Source organism: Corallococcus sp. Z5C101001 (genome assembly GCF_007352635.1).
Lineage (GTDB): Bacteria > Myxococcota > Myxococcia > Myxococcales > Myxococcaceae > Corallococcus > Corallococcus silvisoli.
This window is the reverse complement of record NZ_VKLU01000001.1, coordinates 1-19,515: the sequence shown is the minus strand read 5'-3', so window position 1 is coordinate 19,515 and position 19,515 is coordinate 1. Positions and strand designations below refer to the sequence as shown.

Below are 19,515 nucleotides of genomic sequence, written 5' to 3'. Positions count from 1 at the left end.
CGCGCTGGGGGAATACCCTCCGGAGCGTGCAACGGGCCGGGCGGGTTGTCCATCAGACCGCCGCCGCCTGGATGCTCCTCGTCCATCCGGTCCCGTCCGGGAACGCGCACCCTGGATGCGCCTGTGGTAGGGAGCGGCGCCATGGTTCCTGCTCTTTCCGTGGTCCTCCCCTTCACCCCGGCGACGGCCTCCGCCGCCGCCCACTTCGCCAACGCCCTGTCCGGTCAAGCTCAGGTCGTCCTCGCGGGTGAAGGACCGGTGGACGTCACGCCCGGACCCAATGTCCACGTCCTCGCCGCCCAGGGCGGCAAGGGAGCGGCGATCCGCGCCGCGCTCCCCCACGTCACCGGCACGCTCACGGTGCTCCAGGATCCGGACGCCGCCTATTCGCCGGACACCTACGACGCCCTGGTGCAGCCCCTGCGCGACGACACCGCCGACGGCGTCTTCGGCCGCCGCCCCGGCATGTCGCCGGAGATGATGGCCGAGCGCGCGCTGGGCGGCATCACCCGCTTCGTCACCGACGTGGCCCTGGCGGATCCGCTCACCGGCCTGCGCGCCTTCCGCACGGACGCGCTGCGCTCCATCCAGCTCACCAGCGACGACGACGCGGTGGACGCGGAGCTGGTGGTGAAGCTGGCCGCGCAGCTCTTCCGCCTCACGGAAGTGTCCCTGCCGCCCCTGCAGGCCGTGCCGCGCCGCCCGGCCTCCGCGCACCTGGCCCGCCTGCGCACGCTGGTGCGCTACGCCACCGTGCGCGACGACGCGGACAACCAGCACGAGGGCTACTCCACGCTGGAGCGCATGGACGGCGCCACCCACTACAACCAGTGGCTGGGCCGCCGCTTCCGCGAGCACATGGGCCGCCGCGTGCTGGAGATTGGCGCGGGCATCGGCACCATCACCCGCGAGCTGGAGGCCGGCGCGGAGATGCTCGTCGCGCTGGAGGTGGAGCGCTTCTACGTGGACCGCCTGAAGAACCTCTTCCGCGGCAAGCCCCACGTGCGCCCCTACCTGTCCGACGTGGCGCTCGCGGACTGGGAGTCGCTGAAGGCGGAGAAGCTGGACACCATCGTGCTGTCCAACGTGATGGAGCACATTCCGGACGACGCGTCCGCGGTGCGCCGCTTCCGTCAGATCCTCCAGCCGGATGGCCGCGTGCTCATCCTCGTGCCGGCGCTGCCGCAGCTGTTCGGCGCCATCGACGAGGCGGTGGGCCACTACCGCCGCTACACGCCGGAGTCGCTGCGCGCGGTGCTGGAGGAGAACGGCTTCCGCGTGGACACGCTGGAGTGGATGAACCTGGTCGGCCTGCCGGGCTGGTTCGTCAACAGCCGCCTCCTGCGCCGCCGCGCGGTGCCCAAGCTCCAGCTCAAGCTCTACGACACGCTGGCGCCCCTGTTCGCCCAGGCCGAACGCCAGGTGAAGCTGCCCGTGGGCATGAGCCTGTTCGCCGTCGCCCGCGCCGTCTGACGCCCGAGTGAGCGCCGCGCCCCACCCCACTCCGCCGCCCCCCGACGCGGCCCCAGCGCTCCCCACCGGAGCGCCCGCGCCCCGCGCCACCGGCCTGCCGAGGGCGGTGTGGGCCCTGGTGGCGGCGCTCTACGTGGTCCTCTTCCCGTACCACCCGGGGCTGCGCTCGCCCAACGAGCTGTGCCGGCTGTGGCAGACGCGAGCGCTGGTGGAGGACGGGACGCTCGACATCAACCAGGCCCTGCGCGACTACGGCCCGGTGGGCGACCTGTCGGTGATGAACGGGAAGTACTACCCGTCCAAGGCGCCCCTGCTGTCCTTCGCCGCGGTGCCCGTGTACGCGGCCCTGAGGGCCGTGGGCGGCGGCCACCGCTACGCCGTGCCGGAGGTGCCGCTGGTCTTCTTCAGCCGCCTCTTCCTCACGGTGCTGCCCACGCTGGGCCTGCTGTGGCTCGTGCGCCGCTTCCTGCGCGCGTTCCTGTCGCCCCTCGTCGCGGACGGCGTCACGGTGACGTACGCGCTGGGCTCGCTCGCGTTCAGCTACTCGCTGCTCTTCATGAGCCACCAGACGACGGCGGTGCTGCTCTTCGCGGGCTTCTACGCGCTGTGGCGGCTGGCCCGTGGCGAGTGGCGCGACCGGGGCTACGTCGTGGCCGGTGCGTGCGCGGGCGCCACCGTCGCGGCGGAGTACACCGGCGCGCTGGGCGTGCTGGGCCTCATCCTCTACGCCTGCCTCACGCTGCTGGGGACGCCGGACCCCTGGGCGGTCCGGCTGCGCAAGCTGGGGCGGGCCACGGGGCTCGCCGTGCTGGGCGCGCTGCCCTTCATCGCGGCGCTGATGCTCTACCACCAGGCGACGTTCGGGCATCCGCTGGAGACGGGCTACAAGCACCTCAACGACGCAGCCTACCAGCCGTGGCACCTGGGCGGCTTCCTGGGCATCCGCACGCCGGATCCCCGCGCCTTCACGCTGTCGTTCTTCTCCCCGCTCCGGGGGCTCTTCACCCTGTCGCCCTTCCTGCTGCTCGCGCTGCCTGGGCTCGGGCTGCTCCAGCGTCAGGGCCGCACCTCCCCGGAGGCGCGCGCCCTCTTCTGGATGTCCGCGGTGACGCTCGCCGGCTACACGTACTTCACGTCGTCCTTCACCTATGACTCGTGGGGCTGGACCACCGGGCCACGCCACCTCACGGGCCTGGTGCCCTTCCTGCTGCTGCCCGCGGGGCTCGTGCTGGAGCGGCTGCGCGGCGCCGGGCGGCCCGCGCTGTCGGGCATGGCGGCCATGCTGTGCTCGGCGTCGGTGCTGATGACCGGGCTGGCCACGTTCATCAACTACATCCCCGACGACGTCTCCACCCCCGTGCTCGCGCTGGCCCGGCCGCTGCTCCTGGGCGGCTACCATCCGCCCAACCTGCTCGCCTTCGGGGGCTTGCCCACCGCGCTCGCGGGCGCGGTGCTGTTCGCGGCGCTCCTCGCCGTGGCGGCATGCGTCTTCCTCGCGCTGGGCCGGGACGCGTCCGGACACGGCGCCTCCCCCAAGGCCTGGGCGGCGGGGCTCGCGACGCTGGCGGTGCTCGGGGGCGCGCAGGCGGCGTTCACCCGGAACGACCGGGCGGACCAGAACGCGGTGCGCTTCCTGGAGTCCGTCTGGCTCCAGCCCCCGGATCGCCCGTCTCCTGCGTTCTGGCCCCACGCCGGTTCCTGAGCGCGCGGGGGTCGCTATACTGGCGCCCTTTCTCCCGGAGACGGTGCATGACGACGCGGTGGTCCCTGCTGTTCCCCCTCCTGCTGTGCGCCCCAGCCGCTGCCTTCGCCGACGACACCGCGGCGCTCTGGGACAAGAGCTGCAAGGGGTGCCACGGCGCGGATGGCCGTGCCCAGACGCGCATGGGCAAGAAGGAGTCCATCCCCGACATGAGCCGGGCCTCCTGGCAGAAGGCGGAGTCGGACGCCGAACTGCGCGGGGTCATCGCCAACGGCTCCTCCGACAACCCCAAGATGAAGGCCTACAAGGACAAGCTCACCCCGGAGCAGATCGACGCCCTGGTGGGATACATCCGCACCTTCAAGGCGAAGTAGCGGGCCGCGTGAATAACCGCTGGCGCATGGGCGTCGTGAAGCCTGGGAGAATTGGAGCCGCCATGAAGACCCTCACCGTCGCCATCGTGTTCTGCCTGTCCATGGTCAGCGTCTTCGCCTCGGTGCGCGCCGACGCCAATGCCTTCCCCCGCCTGGAGTCGGGCATCTCGCAGCCGGTGGCGCTGATGCCCAAGGGCGGCGACGGCAAGGGCGGCGGCAAGGGTGGCGACGGCGGCAAGGGCGGAAAGGGCGGCGGCGAGGAGGACGAAGAGGAGTACCGCCAGCAGCCACGCGGCCTGTCCCAGAAGGCCGCCCTGGAGCTGGTGGATCCGGGCGTCCTGGACGACATGCTCCGCCTGCGCGCCGCCCTTCGCGGCGGCCAGCGCTAGCACCGTCGCGGCCCGAAAGAGGGCCGCGACCTCGCAAGAATGAGGGGGCTCGCAAACTTTGCGCAGTCCCCTGACGTCAGACGGTACCCCCCCACTCGCGGACATCCCTTATTCCAGCGGGTTGAGTGCTGAATCTTTCGGCACGGGGATTGCTGTTCCGGGCTCCCAAGCCGTGCCTCCCCCCAGGGGCATGCGAAGGAGTCCCCGATGGTGCTTCGCCCAACCCTCCGCCGCCGGCCCCGCGGCTTCACGCTCCTGCTCGCACTGGGAGTGGTTGCCGTCGTGACCATGGCGGTGATGCTCAGCTTCAGCGTGGTGGGCCGCGAGGCCGACAGCCAGGCGGACACCCGCCGCAGGAAGCAGGCGTTCTTCGCCGCCGAGGCGGGCCTCGCGGAAGGCCGCGAGGCGGTGCGCCTGATGATGGCGGCCAACTCCCCTCAGCCCACCCTGAACCTGCCCAACGCGTTGGGGGGGGCCGTCCCAGTCACGGACATCCCCGGCATGGCCACCGCCAATCCGCCCTGGTACGAGCTGCTGCCCGGAGCAGGCGCGGGCAACTGGAACGAATACAGCCTCCGCGTCGCCGACCTCGACGCGACGGAAATCCCCGCCGGCGTCGTCTACCCGGAGCAGCGCAACGTGCGCTACCGCGTCTTCGTCCGGGACGACATCGACGACGAAAACTCCAGCGTCGACGCCAACCGTCAGGTGTGGATCCTCTCCGTGGGCGAGGTGACCAGCGCGAACGGCCGTCCGACGCGCGTGATGACCCAGGCGCTGGTCAACAACGCCGACGGCACCTCCGTCTTCACGCCGGGCTGCATCACCAAGGGCTGCGGCCCGGACATGACCTACAACAATCCGACGGACCAGAAGGCGCCCGACGATTCGACGACCACCACGCTTCCGTAACTTCGCCGCCCCCCACGAGCCCATCATGAAACGCCTGACTCCCCTGCTGCTCCTGCTCCCGGCGCTCGCCAGCGCCCAGGAGCGAGGCGAACTGGCCTTCAACAAGGCCTGCGCGCAGTGCCACCAGGCACAGACCCCGACGGAGAAGCCCAAGAGCCTGCTTGGCTCCCGTGAGCCCGTCGGGCCCTACATGGATCAGGTGCTCCGCAGACAGAACCTGACGCAGGTACGGACGTGGGTGAGGAGTCCCCACGCGATCAACCCGAAGACCAACTGCGACACACGCCTGCTGCCTCCGGATGACCTGGATGCGCTGACGAGCTTCCTGGCCACCGTGACGGTGCCCGCGGCTCCGCCGCGCCGGATGCTGCTGCGGCAGCAGATGGAGCAACAGGTGGCGGCCCGGGAAGTGCGTGAAAAGGCCGAGGCGGAAGCGAAGGCGAAGTCCCAGCCGAAGAACCAGGGGAAGAAGTGATGCGCACGCTCTTTCAACGAACCCTCACGGCACTGGTGCTGACAGTCGCGACGCCCGCCATGACGGCGTCGCAGCAGCTCTGTCAGGACGACCTGGCCAACGACAAGCAGGGCGACTTCAAGCTGGGCCCGGACGGCCTCACCGTCGCCAACAACACCATCATCCTGCGCGATGACGGCCGCCTCCAGCTCAACACCAACCTCAAGAAGCTGGACTCGGAGAACATCACCTTCCCGTTCGACCAGACCGTCACCATCGACTACGTGTACGAGTCCGCCGGCGCGTCCCACTCGCTCGGCTACATGTACATGGATGACGTGAAGGCCCGCGGCTACGCGGACGCCAACGGCAACCTGGTCGACAAGAACAACAACGGCATCCTCGACCTGCACGAAGCCATCTACAACATGACGCCGGACGACGACACCGTCCTGCCCGTCAAGTACGTGGGCCTGTCGCGGCGCTGCAGCCAGACCTTCACGTCCGGAGGCAAGAAGTACTACGAGCCCGAGCTGGCGCTGCGGGCCAACTGCGCCAAGACCTACGTGGCCAAGCCCGACGTCACGGACGCGCGCCCGGGCCGGGCGGACTCCAGCTTCTACAACATCGCGGTGGACTGGGTGGGCGCGACGATGCCCGTCAAGGGCAACGGCGACCCCTCCAACCTCACGGACGACGACGCGTCCGACAAGGGCCTGTTCCCGCACATCCCCAACCTGCTGGAGCCGGCTGCGCCCGAGAACAACAACCTGGGCCTGGGAAGAATGGTCTTCCTGCTGGTGGATGACGACAGCGACAAGACCGTCCACCGCAACCTGGGCCCCGTCGCGGACGTCATGGACACGTACGACGGCATCCCGGACTACAACGTCTCCCAGTACGACTTCCGCGGCATCAAGCTCCCGCAGCCCCCGCCCTCGGATCCCGAGTACACGAACTACCAGCAGATCAACACGGGAGACCGCCGGGTCAACCTGGGCCTGGTCCAGGGAGGCAAGGAGATCGTCTTCTTCGCCGTCGTGTACTACGACGCCCGCCACAACACGGACAACGACACGGTCGCCCCCTGCCTCAAGCGCAAGCCCTACACGGGTGACCCCGCCGAGGACGGCAAGTGCCTGCTGCACCTGCAGACGTCCATCTCCGTGTTCTTCTCCAAGGCCACCTGGAACCTGGACCAGAACTTCAAGGCGCCCGCGGACAACAAGGTGGCGGAGCGCAACATCGGCTGCAGCTACTCCGAGAGCTGCAACTCCCCGACGGACGCGTCCGCCTGCCTCATCACGGGCACCACGAAGAAGGCCTGCGGCTGGCTGGAGCAGGACACGCTCAACCGCCTGGATACGGTCGCGTACAAGAACCTCAAGATGCCCAAGGAGGGCGTGACCATCATGCGCCCCGGCACGGAGCCGGGGAACCTGAAGCCGGAAGTGGACCGGATGAACTACATGCCCCACGTCATCGTGGGCGCACCCACCACGGACCCCTTCCGGTGGATCCTCGGCTTCGAGGACCTCAACGGCGGCGGTGACCGCGACTTCAACGACATCGTGTTCATGATCAACAAGGAGAACGGCGGTGGCGCCAAGTCCACCACCGTGTCCTCGGACGTCATGAGCGACGTGGGCGACGCGCTGGGCCCGAACTTCACCATCACCAAGGTCCGCTTCCGCCGCCAGGACGACGTCGCGCCCTACGCGACCCCGGGACCCCCTCCCAGCAACATCCGCGCGGGCTGCACGAAGGCTCCTTGCTGGACGGAGGAGATCCCCGGCGCGTGCACGGCCGGCAGCGTGAAGCCCACCATCACCTATTCCATCGCCGTGGACTGCCGCGTGCTGGACGCCAACGGCAAGTACCAGAAGAACGAATCCCCCGGCTGGGTCCCGGTGCCCCTGAACAACACGCCGCCGTACCCCGACCAGGAGGTGGAGATCGACATCCTGGCGCTGGGCCTCACCGGCTCGCAGCTGTGCTGGAAGGTGGACATCAGCAGCCCCAGCGAGCTGTGCCGTCCCATCATCGACGACGTGGACATCGGCTATCAGGCGGTGCGCTCCGGCGCCTACGCGCGCTCCAGCCCCAGCACGCTGGGCAACGTCGCCGTCTGGGGCGTGAACGAGACGCCGGGTCAGAACTGGGGCGTGAACTGGAACGCCGAGGGCAGCCTGCCCGCGGCGGGCATCCGCGGCTATGACGGCGCCAAGGACTTCACCATCCGCGGTCGGATGTACCTCCAGTCGCTCTACGACCCGGAGAAGCCCGATGAGACGGCCCCGAAGCAGCGCTGGGAGGCCGGGCGCGTGATGGCCCTGTCGCTGGCCGCCTCCAACCCGCTCAACCGCAAGCTCTACACGATGAACGACGCGGGGGTTCGCAAGGAGGTCAAGGACGTGGCCGAAGTGGGCGGCACGCTGCTTCCCGCCTCCTACTGCAACACCTACAGCGAGATTGATGGCCGCTATCTGTACGACATGAATCACGACGGCGTCTGCACGGTGACCGCGGCCGCGGATCCAGCCCCCTACAGCGACCGGCAGTTCCTCATCGACTGGCTGTACGGCTACGAGAACCCCAAGGCCTCCGGCACCAACAAGATCCGGCCCTGGCCCATGGGCGGCATCAACCTCTCCACCGTGGCGGTGGCGGTGCCCCCGTACCAGGACAACTGGTACCAGAACGCGAAGGCCGCCGAGCGGACGGACTACCTCAACAACTTCATGAAGCCCCTGGAGACCCGGAGCACCCGGGCCTTCGTGGGCACGATGAGCGGCGTGCTCCACTCCTTCGACACGGGCGACTTCCGCAACGCCCTGAAAGACGGCTGCCGCCCGAACGACCAGTACCGCGGCTACTTCGTGCCGGAGAACTGCCCGGCCCCCTCCACGCCGGCCCAGCGCAAGTACGGCACCGGCAACGAGGCGTTCGCGTACATGCCCAACATGATGCTGAGCCAGTACCGCAACCAGTACGTGCGCTTCCGCAACTCCGGCACGCTCGTGCGGCCCCAGATGGACGCGTCCCCCAGCATCGCCAACGTGGACCTGGGTGACCGGAACGACTGGGCCGACAGCATCAAGTACACCTGGAAGCCGGCGTCGACGGCGGAGAAGCAGAAGGGCGCCAAGACGGTGCTCGTCTCCGCGACGGGCAAGGCCAACCCCGTGGTCTTCTCGCTCGACATCACCGACCCGACCAACTCCTGGTACCCGCTCCCGCTGTGGGAGTTCAGCCTCGCGGACGTGGACGTGACGACCGCGTTCTCCTCCGCGCAGACGGCGGACCCCTCCGTGCTGATGCCGGACAACACCGGCTCGCGGCACGCCCCCTCCATCGCCCGCATCTCCTGGGGCTCCGCGGCTGACAAGGACCGGCGCTGGGCGGCGGTGGTGGGCACCGACTACGAGCCGGCGACCAAGCGCGCGGGCGCGGTGTTCATCCTCGACATGAAGACGGGCAAGCCGATGCAGTACGGCACCGCCAAGAACGCGGGCGTCATCACCTTCGAGCAGGGCTCGGGCATCGCGGCGGAGACCGCGATGCTGGACCTGGACCAGGACGGCTCCTATGACGTCATGTACGTGCCCACCACGGCCGGCAGCGTCTGGCGCGTCAACCTCAAGGACGTGAGCACCAGCCGGAAGCTGGGCAGCCAGGTGAAGAAGTGCATGGTCGCCCACGCGGCGTCCGCGCTGAAGAACAACCCGAACGCCAACCAGACGGAGCTGGAGCTGCAGCAGCTCTACTCCAACATGGCGGTGAAGCTCGTCACCACGGACGCGGGCCCCGCGGTGCGCTTCTTCTTCGGGACGAGCGACAGCCCGGACAAGTACACGGACGGCTACAAGGAGCCGAACCCCAACGGCCCCCCCACGTACCAGTACCACCTGCTGGCGTTCGAGGACACGGACCCCAGCGGGACCAAGGGGTGCGCGGAGCTCAAGCCCCTGTGGGTGGAGAAGCTGGCCCCGGGCCAGAAGCTGTGGGGCGGCGTGGCGCTCAGCTCGAACAGCGTCTATGCCGCGACCGCGGTGGGCCAGGCGGCGGACATCTGCAACCTGGACGCCGACGCGAACGGCAAGTCCTACATGGCCAACCAGCTCTCGGGCACGATGACCTCCACCGAACTGGAGGGCCATGCCATCTCCGCGCCGGTGGTTCACGACGAGCACCTCTTCGTGCTCACCGCGACGGGCAAGATGAAGGTCAAGGGCGGGAAGAAGTGGAACAACAAGGCAGGCGCGAACGGAATGCCCACCTCGCAGATCATGTTGTGGGAGCCGCTGCCCGACGGGAGGCTGCCGCAATGAAGCAGCGCGCCTCACGCGGTGTCACCCTGCTGGAAGTCATGGCCACCATGGCCGTCATGCTCGTGGGCGTGGCGGCGGCGATGACCGTGGTGAGCCAGACGACCCGCTCCAACCGCCGCACCCTGACCGCGAACCAGGCGCAGATCATCGCGGAGCAGACCCTGGAGGACATCCTCCAGACAGGCTGCCAGGGCTCCGTGAACTGCAATGTCGTGCAGAGCCGGACCTTCGACGTGTATCAGACGGCGGAGGGGTTCCAGAGGACCGTGCCCCCGGCGGATCCCAAGGTCGTTGCGCGCAGGTACACGGTGGTCATCGACGTGGACAACTCCAGGATCCCCGGCAGCATCGAGGGGGGCATGGCGGGACAGCCGGCCATTACCCGCAACCTGGTGGGAGGCACGCCGGGCACCCTCGTGAACGTGCGCGTGTCCGTGAGCTGGGATGAGGTCGGCGTCCGCGCGGACCGGCAGATGGTGGTTCTCCAGACCCGATTGGCACCATGAAACCATCCTCCATGCACGAACGGGGCTTCACGCTCCTCGAAGTGATGATCGCCAGCTCCCTGGGGGTCGTCGTGATCGCCACGGGTCTGGTGGTGGGCACCCAGATGCAGAAGCGCGCCCTGTTCGAGGAACAGACGATGACCGCGCAGGTCACGGGGCGGGCCGTGAAGGAGATGCTCACCATGGACCTGTCCCGCGCGGGGATGGGCATGGGCAACACGCACATCTCCTTCAAGGACGATGACGTTCGCTCGGCCATCACCGTGTGGCGCAAGCCGGACCTGAAGACGGGGGCCGGGACCACGCTGGGCGCGGATCCGACCTTCGAGCCCCCGCCCGCCGGGTTTCCGGTCTCGGACGCCCTCCAGCTCTACTGGGGGGATACGAATGGCATGGTGACCCTGGCGGAGTGTGACGGGACGAGCGTCCGCGACACCGCCAACACCACCCGCTTCTGCGCAAAGCCGCAGGCCTCCACGGCCATGGTCACCCCCACGGGCCCGGCCACCGCCATCCTGGTCAGCGGCGGGAACAAGCTCGCATGCCCCGTCAGCATCACCGGCATCAACCCCGGGGCGGCAGGCACTCTTTCCTCCATCACCGTCAACAACGGCGGGGCGAACGCGCCGTCCCCGACGTGCAACAACGCCGCTCAGTGGCAGAAGGCCGCGGGAACCGTGGAGAACTGGCTGGCCCTGCGCTTGGGCGGCGCGGCCTACCGGGTGAACTGGAGGGGGGGCATTCCCACGCTGGAGGTCCGGGCGCCGAGCGATGCGAACTGGTCCGTGTTGAGCCGCGACGTGGAGCAGCTGACCGTGCGCGAAGGGGTCGTCAACCTCGGCAGCGACCAGAACGTGCTGAATTGGTACCCCGGCGTCAACGCTGGCGTGACCTTTCCGGCCATCTCCGAGTGTGACAAGGCGATGTACGACCTCGGTAACTTCTGCAGGACGGACGTGTTGTCCCCCACGGGGGCTCCCCTCCCGGCCGTGTCCACGTACCCCGACGTGAAGGCGGAGATCATCCGGCGCCTGCGGCAGCGGGTGCGCGAGCTGGAGGTGACCCTGGTCATCCGCACCCGCCGGACCAACCGGGACGCGGACATGTCAGGGCAGGATGAGGAGGGCCTCGCGAAGGACGGCTACACACGGCGTCGCTACACCTTCATCGTCACGGCGCGCAACATGACGGTGGGCCTGAGTCGGCCGCCAGCGGATCCGGCGGGAGGGACGTGATGAAGCGCACCCGTGGCATGACGCTGTTGGAGATGATGACCGCCGTGGCGGTGGTGGGCATCATGGTCTCCCTGGCGGTGGTGGGGATGCAGGGCCGCATTGGCGGGCAGCGAGAGACCTCCGCCACGCGCGAGCTGTGGTCGTCCTCGATGCGTGCACGCCAGCTGGCCATCAGCACCAACCAACCCGTGCGCTTCGTCGTGGAGAACAACATCCTCCAGCCGGACGGAGCACGGCACACCGTGGCCCGCTGGGAGCGTCTGAGGTGCGGAGACGACCTCAGCGCCCCGGATAATGACTGGGGCGTGGATAGGTGCCCCAGCGCGGCCTGCGTGAACAAGACGTGCCGCACCACGCCCGCGTGCTGCAGTGAGACGGGACCGGACATCATCATCCCGCCCACCATGAGCGCCACGGACATGAACGGCCTCTGCTTCCTGCCGGGCTCCGGCCGGCCGGCGTTCAACAAGATGGACTGCCTGCGGGGCTCGCTCGGCCAGCCCGCGGTCGTGGCGGCGGCGGCCCCCGCGGACAACTCCATCCTCTTCCGGTTCACCTCGAACCGCGCCAAGAGCGTGCTGATGGTGGAGCCGCTGACGGGCCTGTCCAATGTGCTGGACTGCGACTCGCTGGCCGCGACCACCACCGACGCCAGCCGGAAGGACACGCGGCTGGCGCAGGCCTGCACGAAGCCCTGATGTCCAGACGCGAACGCCCGTGGGCCTTCCTGGCCCCGGGCGCGCGTGAGCCTCCCCGCCCAGCGAGCGTCCCGTTGTTCCGGAACACCCGACAGGGCCCGCATCCGGCGTTGCTTTGAGACAGGGCGCACCCTAATTAGCCGAGGGCCCCACCCGGGCCCTCGAATGGATACCTCTTCTCCCCCGAAGTCCTCCGGCGCGTCCTGGCCGGGCAGTCCCCCTTCCTCCCCGGGTGATGTCCTCGCCCGGCTGCTGGCCTCGCTGCGCGCCGGGCATCGCACGCGGACGCAAGGCGTGAAGGGCGCGGCGCGCGGGCATCTGCTCGCCCGCCTGCACCGCGAGCTTCGCGTGCCCCTGGTGTGCGTGGCCGCGGATGAGGAGGCGGCGGACGCGCTCGCGCACGACCTGGCCTTCTTCCTGGGCGGCACCGGCAGCCTGCTGGAGCCCCGGGTGCTGCGCCTGCCCGCGGACGAGGTGCTGCCCTACGATGAGCTGTCGCCCGAAGCGGGCCCCATCACCGAGCGGCTGGGCGCGCTGTTCCACCTGGCGCGCGGCACGCCGTTCCCCGCGCTGGTGCTGTCCCTGCGCGCGCTGCACCGGCGCGTGCTGCCGCTGGCGGTGATGGAGGGACTGGCCCAGCGCGTGGAGGTGGGCCAGGACTTCGACCGCGACTCGCTGGCGCGGAAGCTCTCGTTGATGGGCTACCAGAACAGCCCGCTGGTGGAGGACAAGGGCACCTTCAGCGTGCGCGGCGGCCTGCTGGACGTCTTCAGCCCGCTGTACGAGCGGCCGGTGCGCCTGGAGTTCTTCGGGGACACCATCGAATCCATCCGCGTCTTCGACCCGGAGTCCCAGCGCACGGTGGACGCGCTCAAGTCCGTGGACCTGGTGCCCGCGCGCGAGCTGCTGCTCACCGACGACACGCGCCCGCGCGCCGAGGCCGCCGCCCGCGCGGTGGCCGACCGCATCAACCTGCCCACCATCAAGCTGCGCGAGCGGCTGGACGCGCTGCGCGAGGGCCTGCCCGGCTTCGGCCTGGAGGGCCTGCTGCCCGGCTTCTTCGACGGCGGGCTGGCCACGGTGTTCGACTACCTGCGCGCGTGGGCCCCGGAGCCCGTCGTCTACCTGGATGATCCGGTGGCCCTGGACCGCGCCCAGGACGAGCTGTGGGTGGAGCTGGCGAAGGGCGTGGAGGAGGCGGACGCGCGGCAGGACCTCACCTATCCGCCGGAGCACCACTTCCTCACGCGCGAGGGCGTGGCCGCGAAGCTCCAGGCCCTGCGCGTGGTGGAGGGCGGGGGGCTGTCGCTCACGCAGTCGGAAGTGCCCGTGGCCTTCAACTTCGGCACGACGCAGGACCTGCGCGAGGCCATCCTCGCGCACCACGGCGAGGAGGGCGCCCTCACCCCGCTGGTGGAGCGGCTCCAGCGCTGGCGCGACACGGGCGTGGCGTGCGCGGTGGCGTGCGGGACGCTCAGCCAGGCGGACCGCCTCAAGCGGCTGCTCCTGGACCGGTCGGTGATGGTGAAGGTGCACACCGAACCCATGCAGGACGCCGCGAAGCTCTACGAGCCCGCGGTGTGGGCGCACCTGTTCACCGGCGAGGTGAGCCAGGGCTTCGTCGACCCCGAGGGCCGGCTCGCGGTGCTGGCGGACGAGGAGATCTTCGGCGTCCGCTCGCGCCGCCGCGTCAAGCGCAGCAAGAAGCTGGACGCGTTCGCCGCGGGCTTCAAGGACCTGAAGGAGGGCGACCTCATCGTCCACACCGACTTCGGCATCGGGCGCTACGCGGGCCTGACGAAGATGGAGGTGCAGGGCGTGCCCGGGGACTTCCTCGTCCTGGAGTACGCGGGGCGGGACAAGATCTACCTGCCGGTGGGCCGCATGCGGCTCATCCAGAAGTTCACCGGCGGGGACCCGGAGAAGGTCCAGCTGGACAAGCTGGGCACGACGAGCTGGGAGAAGACGAAGAAGCGCGTCAAGGAGCAGCTGCTCAAGATGGCGGCGGAGCTGCTGCAGATGGCCGCCGCGCGCAAGGCGCACCCCGGCTATGCGTTCCAGCCGCCGGACCGCTACTTCGCCCAGTTCGAGGCGGACTTCGAGTTCGAGGAGACGCCGGACCAGGCGAAGGCCATCGAGGACGTGCTCGCGGACATGCAGAAGGCGCAGCCGATGGACCGGCTCGTCTGCGGCGACGTGGGCTACGGCAAGACGGAGGTGGCGATGCGCGCCGCCTTCAAGGCCACGCTGGACCGCAAGCAGGTGGCGGTGCTGGTGCCCACCACGGTGCTGGCGCAGCAGCACTTCCATTCCTTCAAGAAGCGCTTCAAGGACTACCCCGTCACGGTGGAGGTCATCTCCGGCATCCGCAAGCCCCCGGAGATCCGCGACATCCTCCGGCGCGCCAAGGAGGGCAAGGTCGACATCGTCATCGGCACGCACAAGCTGCTGGCGGGCGAGGTGGCCTTCCGGGACCTGGGGCTGCTGGTGGTGGACGAGGAGCAGCGCTTCGGCGTGAAGCAGAAGGAGGCGCTCAAGCGGCTGCGCACGCAGGTGGACGTGCTGACGCTGACGGCGACGCCCATCCCCCGCACGCTGCACATGAGCATGTCCGGCGTGCGCGACATGAGCATCATCGCCACGCCGCCGCAGGACCGCCGGGCCATCCGCACCTTCGTGATGAAGTACGACGAGGCCGTCATCAAGGAGGCCGTGGAGCGGGAGATCGCCCGGGGAGGCCAGGTCTTCTTCGTGCACAACCGCGTGGAGTCCCTGCCCTCCATGGAGCAGGAGCTCAAGAAGCTGCTGCCCCAGGTCTCCATCGGGGTGGCGCACGGCCAGATGGGCGAGGGTCAGCTGGAGAAGGTGATGCTCCAGTTCACGGAGCACAAGTTCCAGGTGCTGCTGTGCACCAGCATCATCGAGAGCGGCATCGACATCTCCAGCGCCAACACGATGATCGTCAACCGCGCGGACCAGTTCGGCCTCGCGCAGCTCTACCAGCTGCGCGGGCGCGTGGGCCGCAGCAAGGAGCGCGCGTACGCGTACCTGCTGGTGCCCACCCGCCGTCCGGTGACGAAGGACGCGCAGCGGCGGCTGGAGGTGCTCCAGAACTTCACGGAGCTGGGCGCGGGCTTCTCCATCGCCAGCCATGACCTGGAGATTCGCGGCGCGGGCAACCTGCTGGGCGAGAAGCAGTCGGGCGCCATCGCGGAGATCGGCTTCGACCTGTATGCGCAGCTGATGGAAGAGGCCGTGGCGGAGCTGCAGGGCATGCCCCCCAAGGTGCATGTGGAGCCGGACATCAACCTGCCCATGCCGGCGCTCATCCCCGACGACTACGTGGCGGACGTGCACCAGCGGCTGGTGTTCTACAAGCGCTTCAGTCAGGCCAGCCACCCCGACGAGGTGACGGACCTGCGCGCGGAGCTGGTGGACCGCTACGGCGAGGCCCCCGACGAGGTGGATGCCCTCTCCGAGGTGACGCTGCTGAAGATCGACATGCGCGAGCTGCGCCTGCGCGCGCTGGAGGCGGGCCCCGCCCGGTTGTCCCTGGCGCTGGGCGGCGACGCGCTGCTGGACGGCGCGAAGGTGGCGGGGCTGGTGCAGCGCTCCAAGGGCTTCTACCGGCTGACACCGGACATGAAGCTCATCGCCCGGGTCCCCCCGGAGGTGAAGGGGCATGCGCTGCTGGCGGAGGCGCACAAGATGCTGCGGGACCTGGGCACCTGCGCGCTGCCCCGACACTGAGGACGCCGCCGGGAAGGAGCGTCCAGCCCGGATTGGGTTAGGCTGGACGCCGCATGGCGATAGAGAAGGCGCTGCTGCTCATCGCGGATATCGGTGGCTACACCCGCTTCATGCGGCAGCATCGCTTCGGCCTCGCGCACGCGCAGGACACGGTGGCGCGGCTGCTCGAGGCCGTCATCGACGCCTCCGGCCGCTTCAAGCTCGCCAAGCTGGAGGGCGACGCGGCCTTCTTCTACGCCGTGAGCGACGACGCCACGCCGGTCGCGCGGCAGGTGGCGGACATCCGCCGCGCCTTCCTCGCCCGCCGGGAAGAGCTCGTCGTCGACCGCATGTGCCAGTGCGACGGGTGCATGCAGGTGGGCGCCCTGACGCTCAAGTTCGTGGCCCACGCCGGGGGGGTGGCCTTCCAGAAGGTGAAGCACCTCACGGAGCTGGCGGGCGTGGACGTCATCCTGGTGCACCGGATGCTGAAGAACGACGTGCCCGTGTCCGAGTACGTCCTGATGACCGACACGGTGCACGAGCAGCTGGACCCGGCGCTGCGCCAGCTCAGCCTGAGCCTCGAGCACGACTTCGAGGGCATGGGCCGCACGGCGACGCACTACATCGACCTGGGCACGCTCGTCGACACCGTGCCCGCGCCGGCTCCGAACCTGCTGCGCAAGCTGTGGCGCAAGCTGACGCTGGAGCTGCGCTCCCTGAAGTACGTGCTCGGCTTCAAGGAGGCCTGCCAGGGCTTCCGCAACGTCGAGATCGTCGACGCGAAGCAGCCCTGACGCCCTGCCTCAGCGGCCCGCGCAGAAGCGGGCCACGGCTTGCGTCAGCGCGGCCTCGCAGCGGACCAGGTCCTCCATGGGGACGAACTCCCCCGTCTGGTGCGCGACGCGGATGTCGCCCGGGCCGAACACCACGGCCTCCGCGCCCAGCTCCGTCAGCTGGGGGGCCTCCGTGCCGAAGGACACCGTTTCGGAGGCGTTGCCGCTCACCTCCTCCAGGAAGCGCACCACGTCCGCGTCGCCGCGCGTGTGGACGCCGCGGTCCATGCGCAGCACGTTGATGCGCGCCTCGTAGGCGGGTTCGTCACGCACGAGCTCCTGCCGGATGTGCTCCATCAGCTCCGGGACACGCTCGGCGGCCTGACCGGGGATGGGGCGCCATTCGACGGTGAAGCGGCAGGAGCCCGGCAGGACATTCTTCGCCTTGCCGCCCTGGATGAGGCCCACGTTCACGGTGGTGAAAGGCGGCTGGAAGCCCTCGTCGCGGTCCTCGCGCAGCACGGTGTTCGCCAGCGTCTCCAGCCGGTGCAGGAAGCGGCCGGCCCGGAAGATGGCGGACGCGCCCAGCTCCGGGTACGCGCTGTGCCCCTCCTTGCCCAGCACCTCCACCTCCGCCAGGCAGTAGCCCTTGTTGGCGCGCACGGGGATGAGGCGCGTGGGCTCGCCGACGATGGCGTGCTTCGCGCGGCCCAGGCCCGCGGACACCAGCTTCTTCGCGCCCACCAGGCCCACCTCTTCATCCGCGGTGAGGATGACCAGGAGGGGGGCCTGCAGTGCCGGCAGGTCCTTGCGCGTGGCCGTGTGCAACGCGCAGGCGATGAAGCCCTTGGTGTCGCACGCGCCGCGGCCATACAGCTTGCCGTCGCGCTCGGTGAGGCGCAGCGCGTCCTTCCAGGCCACGTCGTAGGGGACGCAGTCGGAGTGGCCCACCAGCGCCAGGGCGGCGCGGTCGGCGTCGCCCTTGCGCGCCACCAGGTTCACCTTCGCCACGCCCGCGTCGTCGGTGTAGTGCTGACGCTCGGCGGTGAAGCCCGCGGCCTCCAGCCGCGCCTGAGCGTAGTCGATGAGGGGCGCGTTGGGGCGTGAGGACGTGGTGTCCAACGCCACCAGTTCCGCCAGGGTGGCCCGCAGCGCGGGCAGCGTGTCGCTCATGGGACGGCCTCCAGTCAGGCCACCTCCATGCCACTGCCCGCGCCGCGACGCCAGCGCGGGAGCGCCCTCAGCGTCGCGCGGAGGCCACCCCACCCTCCTCCAGGACCGCCGGGAACACGGAGTTGTCATCCGCCCCAGGCCGCCCCAGCCCCTTGAGGATGGCGGGCGCGGAGGCCGTCACGTGCCCCACGTAGAACACCCCGTGGTACCCCTCCTTGTTGGCTGAATCCCAGACGTGCACGAAGAAGCGGTCCCCATTGTCCTTCCCCTTCGCCTCCTTCACCCCGCACTCCAGCTTCCCGCCCTTCTCTTCCGCCGCGCAGATCCACGCCGTGCCGCTGTCATAGGCCACGTCCAGCGACACCATGTGCTTCAGCCGTGCGGCGAGGAGCATCCCCATGGGCCGGTACTGCGTGTCCCACGGCAGGCCCTTCGCCGTGCGCGGGTGGATGTTGCCGCTCACCACCAGGTGGAAACGGCCGCCCCCCGACTCCACCTCCTTCAGGATGGTGGCGGCCAGGGCCTGCTCGCGCTGCTGCCCCGTGAGCTTCGGTTGGTCATAGACGAACACCGTCACGTCCAGCCCCCGCGACCGCAGCTGCCGCAGCTGCTCCAGCATGTTCGCCACCGCCTCGCTGCCACGGCCATCCGGGTAGGGGCTGCGCCAGAAGGGCGCCTCCATCAGCTTGAGCCAGTCCAGCTCCTGCCCCTGGCTCTGGAGGAAGGCAGTGATGCGGGATTCGCTCTCCACCGGCAGCTCCAGCCCCACCGACACGGGCATCCCGGCGGTGCTGAGCTGGCAGGCGGCCTGCGCGACGAAGCGCGGCACCTGCTGCGTCCCGTGCAGTTCTCCCAGCAGCATCACCCCACCCGCCTTCGCCTGCGCCTCCAGTCCGAGGATGGACTGACCGCATTCGGTGAAGGCTGGCGCATCCTTCGCCCCAGGTGAGTTCGGCACCCGCCGTGCGGGCGCGGCCGGGGAGTCCGTATCCTTCGACGCGAGGACCGGAGCGATGGCCCGGAACACCCTCCACTCCATGCTCAGGTCACGGGTGCCGTGCGCGGACTCCGCGACGATGGCGTTCTCTCCCCGCGGCATCGCCAGCCGGTCCTCGTCATCCTCCACGGTGAGGCCGAAGCCCCCTTCGAGCGTCTCGGGACCGCCAGGCGCGGGGAAGGGGTCCAACCGGCGCTGCAGGTCGTTGCCCATGCCGCGGCTCACGCCCCAGTCCAGCTGACTGCCGGGCGTGGAGAGCGTCTTGTTCGCGCTGCGCGTGATGCGGACGATCCACAGCTTGCTCTTCGTCGGCGTCTCCCGTTTGCCGATGACCATGTACCGATGCCAGTAGCCGGAGATCTTCGAGCCGCCGAACTCCTCCCTCCACTCCGTCTGCAAGACACGGACATCCGGGGCCTCACGGAAGCTCAGCTTCGCGTCCACGAAGTACTGGCGCACCGACGGCCACACCTCTTCCAGTGGCCGGTCGTAGATGGCCTCCCGTTCCGGCAGGCTCCAATCCATCCGCTGCGCGGCGCAACCCGTCGCCAGGAGCAATGCCATCCATCCCATGGTCCAAATCAAACGCATCCGCGGCGCCTCCCTCGCATCTCGTGATGCAATTGAAATGCACCGTGGCGGGTGTACATATCGCCCGGCGGATGCCATCCCAGCTCGCGAAAGACAGAGGCCGCGCGCGTCCCCCTCTCGGATGACTCGCACGGCCCCTGTCCTCCACTTCAATCCGTTACAAGCTGGACGTGGG

At 69.5% G+C, this 19,515-nt stretch carries 14 protein-coding genes; 12 read left to right on the top strand and 2 right to left on the bottom strand.

What is annotated here, in order from left to right; translation table 11 throughout:
* Positions 1 to 141: 141 nt before the first annotated feature.
* From FOF48_RS00070 to FOF48_RS00015, 12 genes are all read left to right on the top strand, one after another.
* Complete coding sequence (locus FOF48_RS00070; protein WP_143897501.1) at positions 142 to 1,473, top strand: bifunctional glycosyltransferase/class I SAM-dependent methyltransferase; 1,332 nt, start codon at positions 142 to 144, stop codon at positions 1,471 to 1,473.
* A gap of 7 nt (positions 1,474 to 1,480) precedes the next feature.
* Positions 1,481 to 3,175, top strand: coding sequence for a hypothetical protein (locus FOF48_RS00065; RefSeq protein WP_143897498.1), 1,695 nt, complete (start codon positions 1,481 to 1,483; stop codon positions 3,173 to 3,175).
* A gap of 47 nt (positions 3,176 to 3,222) precedes the next feature.
* The gene (locus FOF48_RS00060) at positions 3,223 to 3,549 is read left to right on the top strand and encodes a cytochrome c (protein ID WP_143897496.1); all 327 of its coding nucleotides are present in this window, start codon (positions 3,223 to 3,225) and stop codon (positions 3,547 to 3,549) included.
* A gap of 62 nt (positions 3,550 to 3,611) precedes the next feature.
* The gene (locus FOF48_RS00055) at positions 3,612 to 3,938 is read left to right on the top strand and encodes a hypothetical protein (protein ID WP_143897494.1); all 327 of its coding nucleotides are present in this window, start codon (positions 3,612 to 3,614) and stop codon (positions 3,936 to 3,938) included.
* Positions 3,939 to 4,145: 207 nt separating this feature from the next.
* Positions 4,146 to 4,850 (top strand): hypothetical protein, encoded by a 705-nt coding sequence (locus FOF48_RS00050; RefSeq protein WP_143897493.1) that lies wholly within the window; start codon positions 4,146 to 4,148, stop codon positions 4,848 to 4,850.
* 25 nt (positions 4,851 to 4,875) lie between these two features.
* Positions 4,876 to 5,325 (top strand): c-type cytochrome, encoded by a 450-nt coding sequence (locus FOF48_RS00045; RefSeq protein WP_143897490.1) that lies wholly within the window; start codon positions 4,876 to 4,878, stop codon positions 5,323 to 5,325.
* On the top strand, positions 5,325 to 9,635 hold the full coding sequence (locus FOF48_RS00040; RefSeq protein ID WP_143897488.1) for a DUF4114 domain-containing protein: 4,311 nt from the start codon (positions 5,325 to 5,327) through the stop codon (positions 9,633 to 9,635). Before FOF48_RS00045 ends, FOF48_RS00040 begins: the two co-directional genes overlap by 1 nt.
* Complete coding sequence (locus tag FOF48_RS00035) at positions 9,632 to 10,141, top strand: prepilin-type N-terminal cleavage/methylation domain-containing protein (RefSeq protein WP_143897486.1); 510 nt, start codon at positions 9,632 to 9,634, stop codon at positions 10,139 to 10,141. The genes FOF48_RS00040 and FOF48_RS00035 overlap by 4 nt, the downstream gene beginning before the upstream one ends.
* Positions 10,138 to 11,376, top strand: a complete 1,239-nt coding sequence (locus FOF48_RS00030) for a PilW family protein (protein ID WP_143897484.1) — start codon at positions 10,138 to 10,140, stop codon at positions 11,374 to 11,376. Before FOF48_RS00035 ends, FOF48_RS00030 begins: the two co-directional genes overlap by 4 nt.
* Positions 11,376 to 12,074 carry a Tfp pilus assembly protein FimT/FimU gene (locus FOF48_RS00025; RefSeq protein ID WP_143897482.1) on the top strand — a complete coding sequence of 233 codons (699 nt, stop codon included), beginning with the start codon at positions 11,376 to 11,378 and terminating at the stop codon, positions 12,072 to 12,074. The genes FOF48_RS00030 and FOF48_RS00025 overlap by 1 nt, the downstream gene beginning before the upstream one ends.
* Positions 12,075 to 12,239: 165 nt before the next feature.
* Complete coding sequence (gene mfd, locus FOF48_RS00020) at positions 12,240 to 15,824, top strand: transcription-repair coupling factor (protein ID WP_143897480.1); 3,585 nt, start codon at positions 12,240 to 12,242, stop codon at positions 15,822 to 15,824.
* Between the two features lie 53 nt (positions 15,825 to 15,877).
* On the top strand, positions 15,878 to 16,600 hold the full coding sequence (locus tag FOF48_RS00015; protein ID WP_143897478.1) for a DUF2652 domain-containing protein: 723 nt from the start codon (positions 15,878 to 15,880) through the stop codon (positions 16,598 to 16,600).
* A gap of 9 nt (positions 16,601 to 16,609) precedes the next feature.
* Here FOF48_RS00015 and argE read toward each other — a convergent pair whose 3' ends face one another.
* The gene (argE, locus tag FOF48_RS00010; protein ID WP_143897476.1) at positions 16,610 to 17,752 is read right to left on the bottom strand and encodes an acetylornithine deacetylase; all 1,143 of its coding nucleotides are present in this window, start codon (positions 17,750 to 17,752) and stop codon (positions 16,610 to 16,612) included.
* Positions 17,753 to 17,819: 67 nt separating this feature from the next.
* On the bottom strand, positions 17,820 to 19,313 hold the full coding sequence (locus FOF48_RS00005; RefSeq protein ID WP_255441775.1) for a hypothetical protein: 1,494 nt from the start codon (positions 19,311 to 19,313) through the stop codon (positions 17,820 to 17,822).
* Positions 19,314 to 19,515: the final 202 nt, after the last annotated feature.

What these genes read in the sequence shown, in the direction of transcription:
- FOF48_RS00070 (WP_143897501.1), top strand. Translation starts at nt 142, where the DNA reads ATGGTTCCTGCTCTTTCCGTGGTCCTCCCCTTCACCCCGGCGACGGCC.
- FOF48_RS00060 (WP_143897496.1), top strand. Translation starts at nt 3,223, where the DNA reads ATGACGACGCGGTGGTCCCTGCTGTTCCCCCTCCTGCTGTGCGCCCCA.
- FOF48_RS00055 (WP_143897494.1), top strand. Translation starts at nt 3,612, where the DNA reads ATGAAGACCCTCACCGTCGCCATCGTGTTCTGCCTGTCCATGGTCAGC.
- FOF48_RS00050 (WP_143897493.1), top strand. Translation starts at nt 4,146, where the DNA reads ATGGTGCTTCGCCCAACCCTCCGCCGCCGGCCCCGCGGCTTCACGCTC.
- FOF48_RS00045 (WP_143897490.1), top strand. Translation starts at nt 4,876, where the DNA reads ATGAAACGCCTGACTCCCCTGCTGCTCCTGCTCCCGGCGCTCGCCAGC.
- FOF48_RS00040 (WP_143897488.1), top strand. Translation starts at nt 5,325, where the DNA reads ATGCGCACGCTCTTTCAACGAACCCTCACGGCACTGGTGCTGACAGTC.
- FOF48_RS00035 (WP_143897486.1), top strand. Translation starts at nt 9,632, where the DNA reads ATGAAGCAGCGCGCCTCACGCGGTGTCACCCTGCTGGAAGTCATGGCC.
- FOF48_RS00030 (WP_143897484.1), top strand. Translation starts at nt 10,138, where the DNA reads ATGAAACCATCCTCCATGCACGAACGGGGCTTCACGCTCCTCGAAGTG.
- FOF48_RS00025 (WP_143897482.1), top strand. Translation starts at nt 11,376, where the DNA reads ATGAAGCGCACCCGTGGCATGACGCTGTTGGAGATGATGACCGCCGTG.
- mfd (WP_143897480.1), top strand. Translation starts at nt 12,240, where the DNA reads ATGGATACCTCTTCTCCCCCGAAGTCCTCCGGCGCGTCCTGGCCGGGC.
- FOF48_RS00015 (WP_143897478.1), top strand. Translation starts at nt 15,878, where the DNA reads ATGGCGATAGAGAAGGCGCTGCTGCTCATCGCGGATATCGGTGGCTAC.
- argE (WP_143897476.1), bottom strand. Translation starts at nt 17,752, where the DNA reads ATGAGCGACACGCTGCCCGCGCTGCGGGCCACCCTGGCGGAACTGGTG.
- FOF48_RS00005 (WP_255441775.1), bottom strand. Translation starts at nt 19,313, where the DNA reads ATGGCATTGCTCCTGGCGACGGGTTGCGCCGCGCAGCGGATGGATTGG.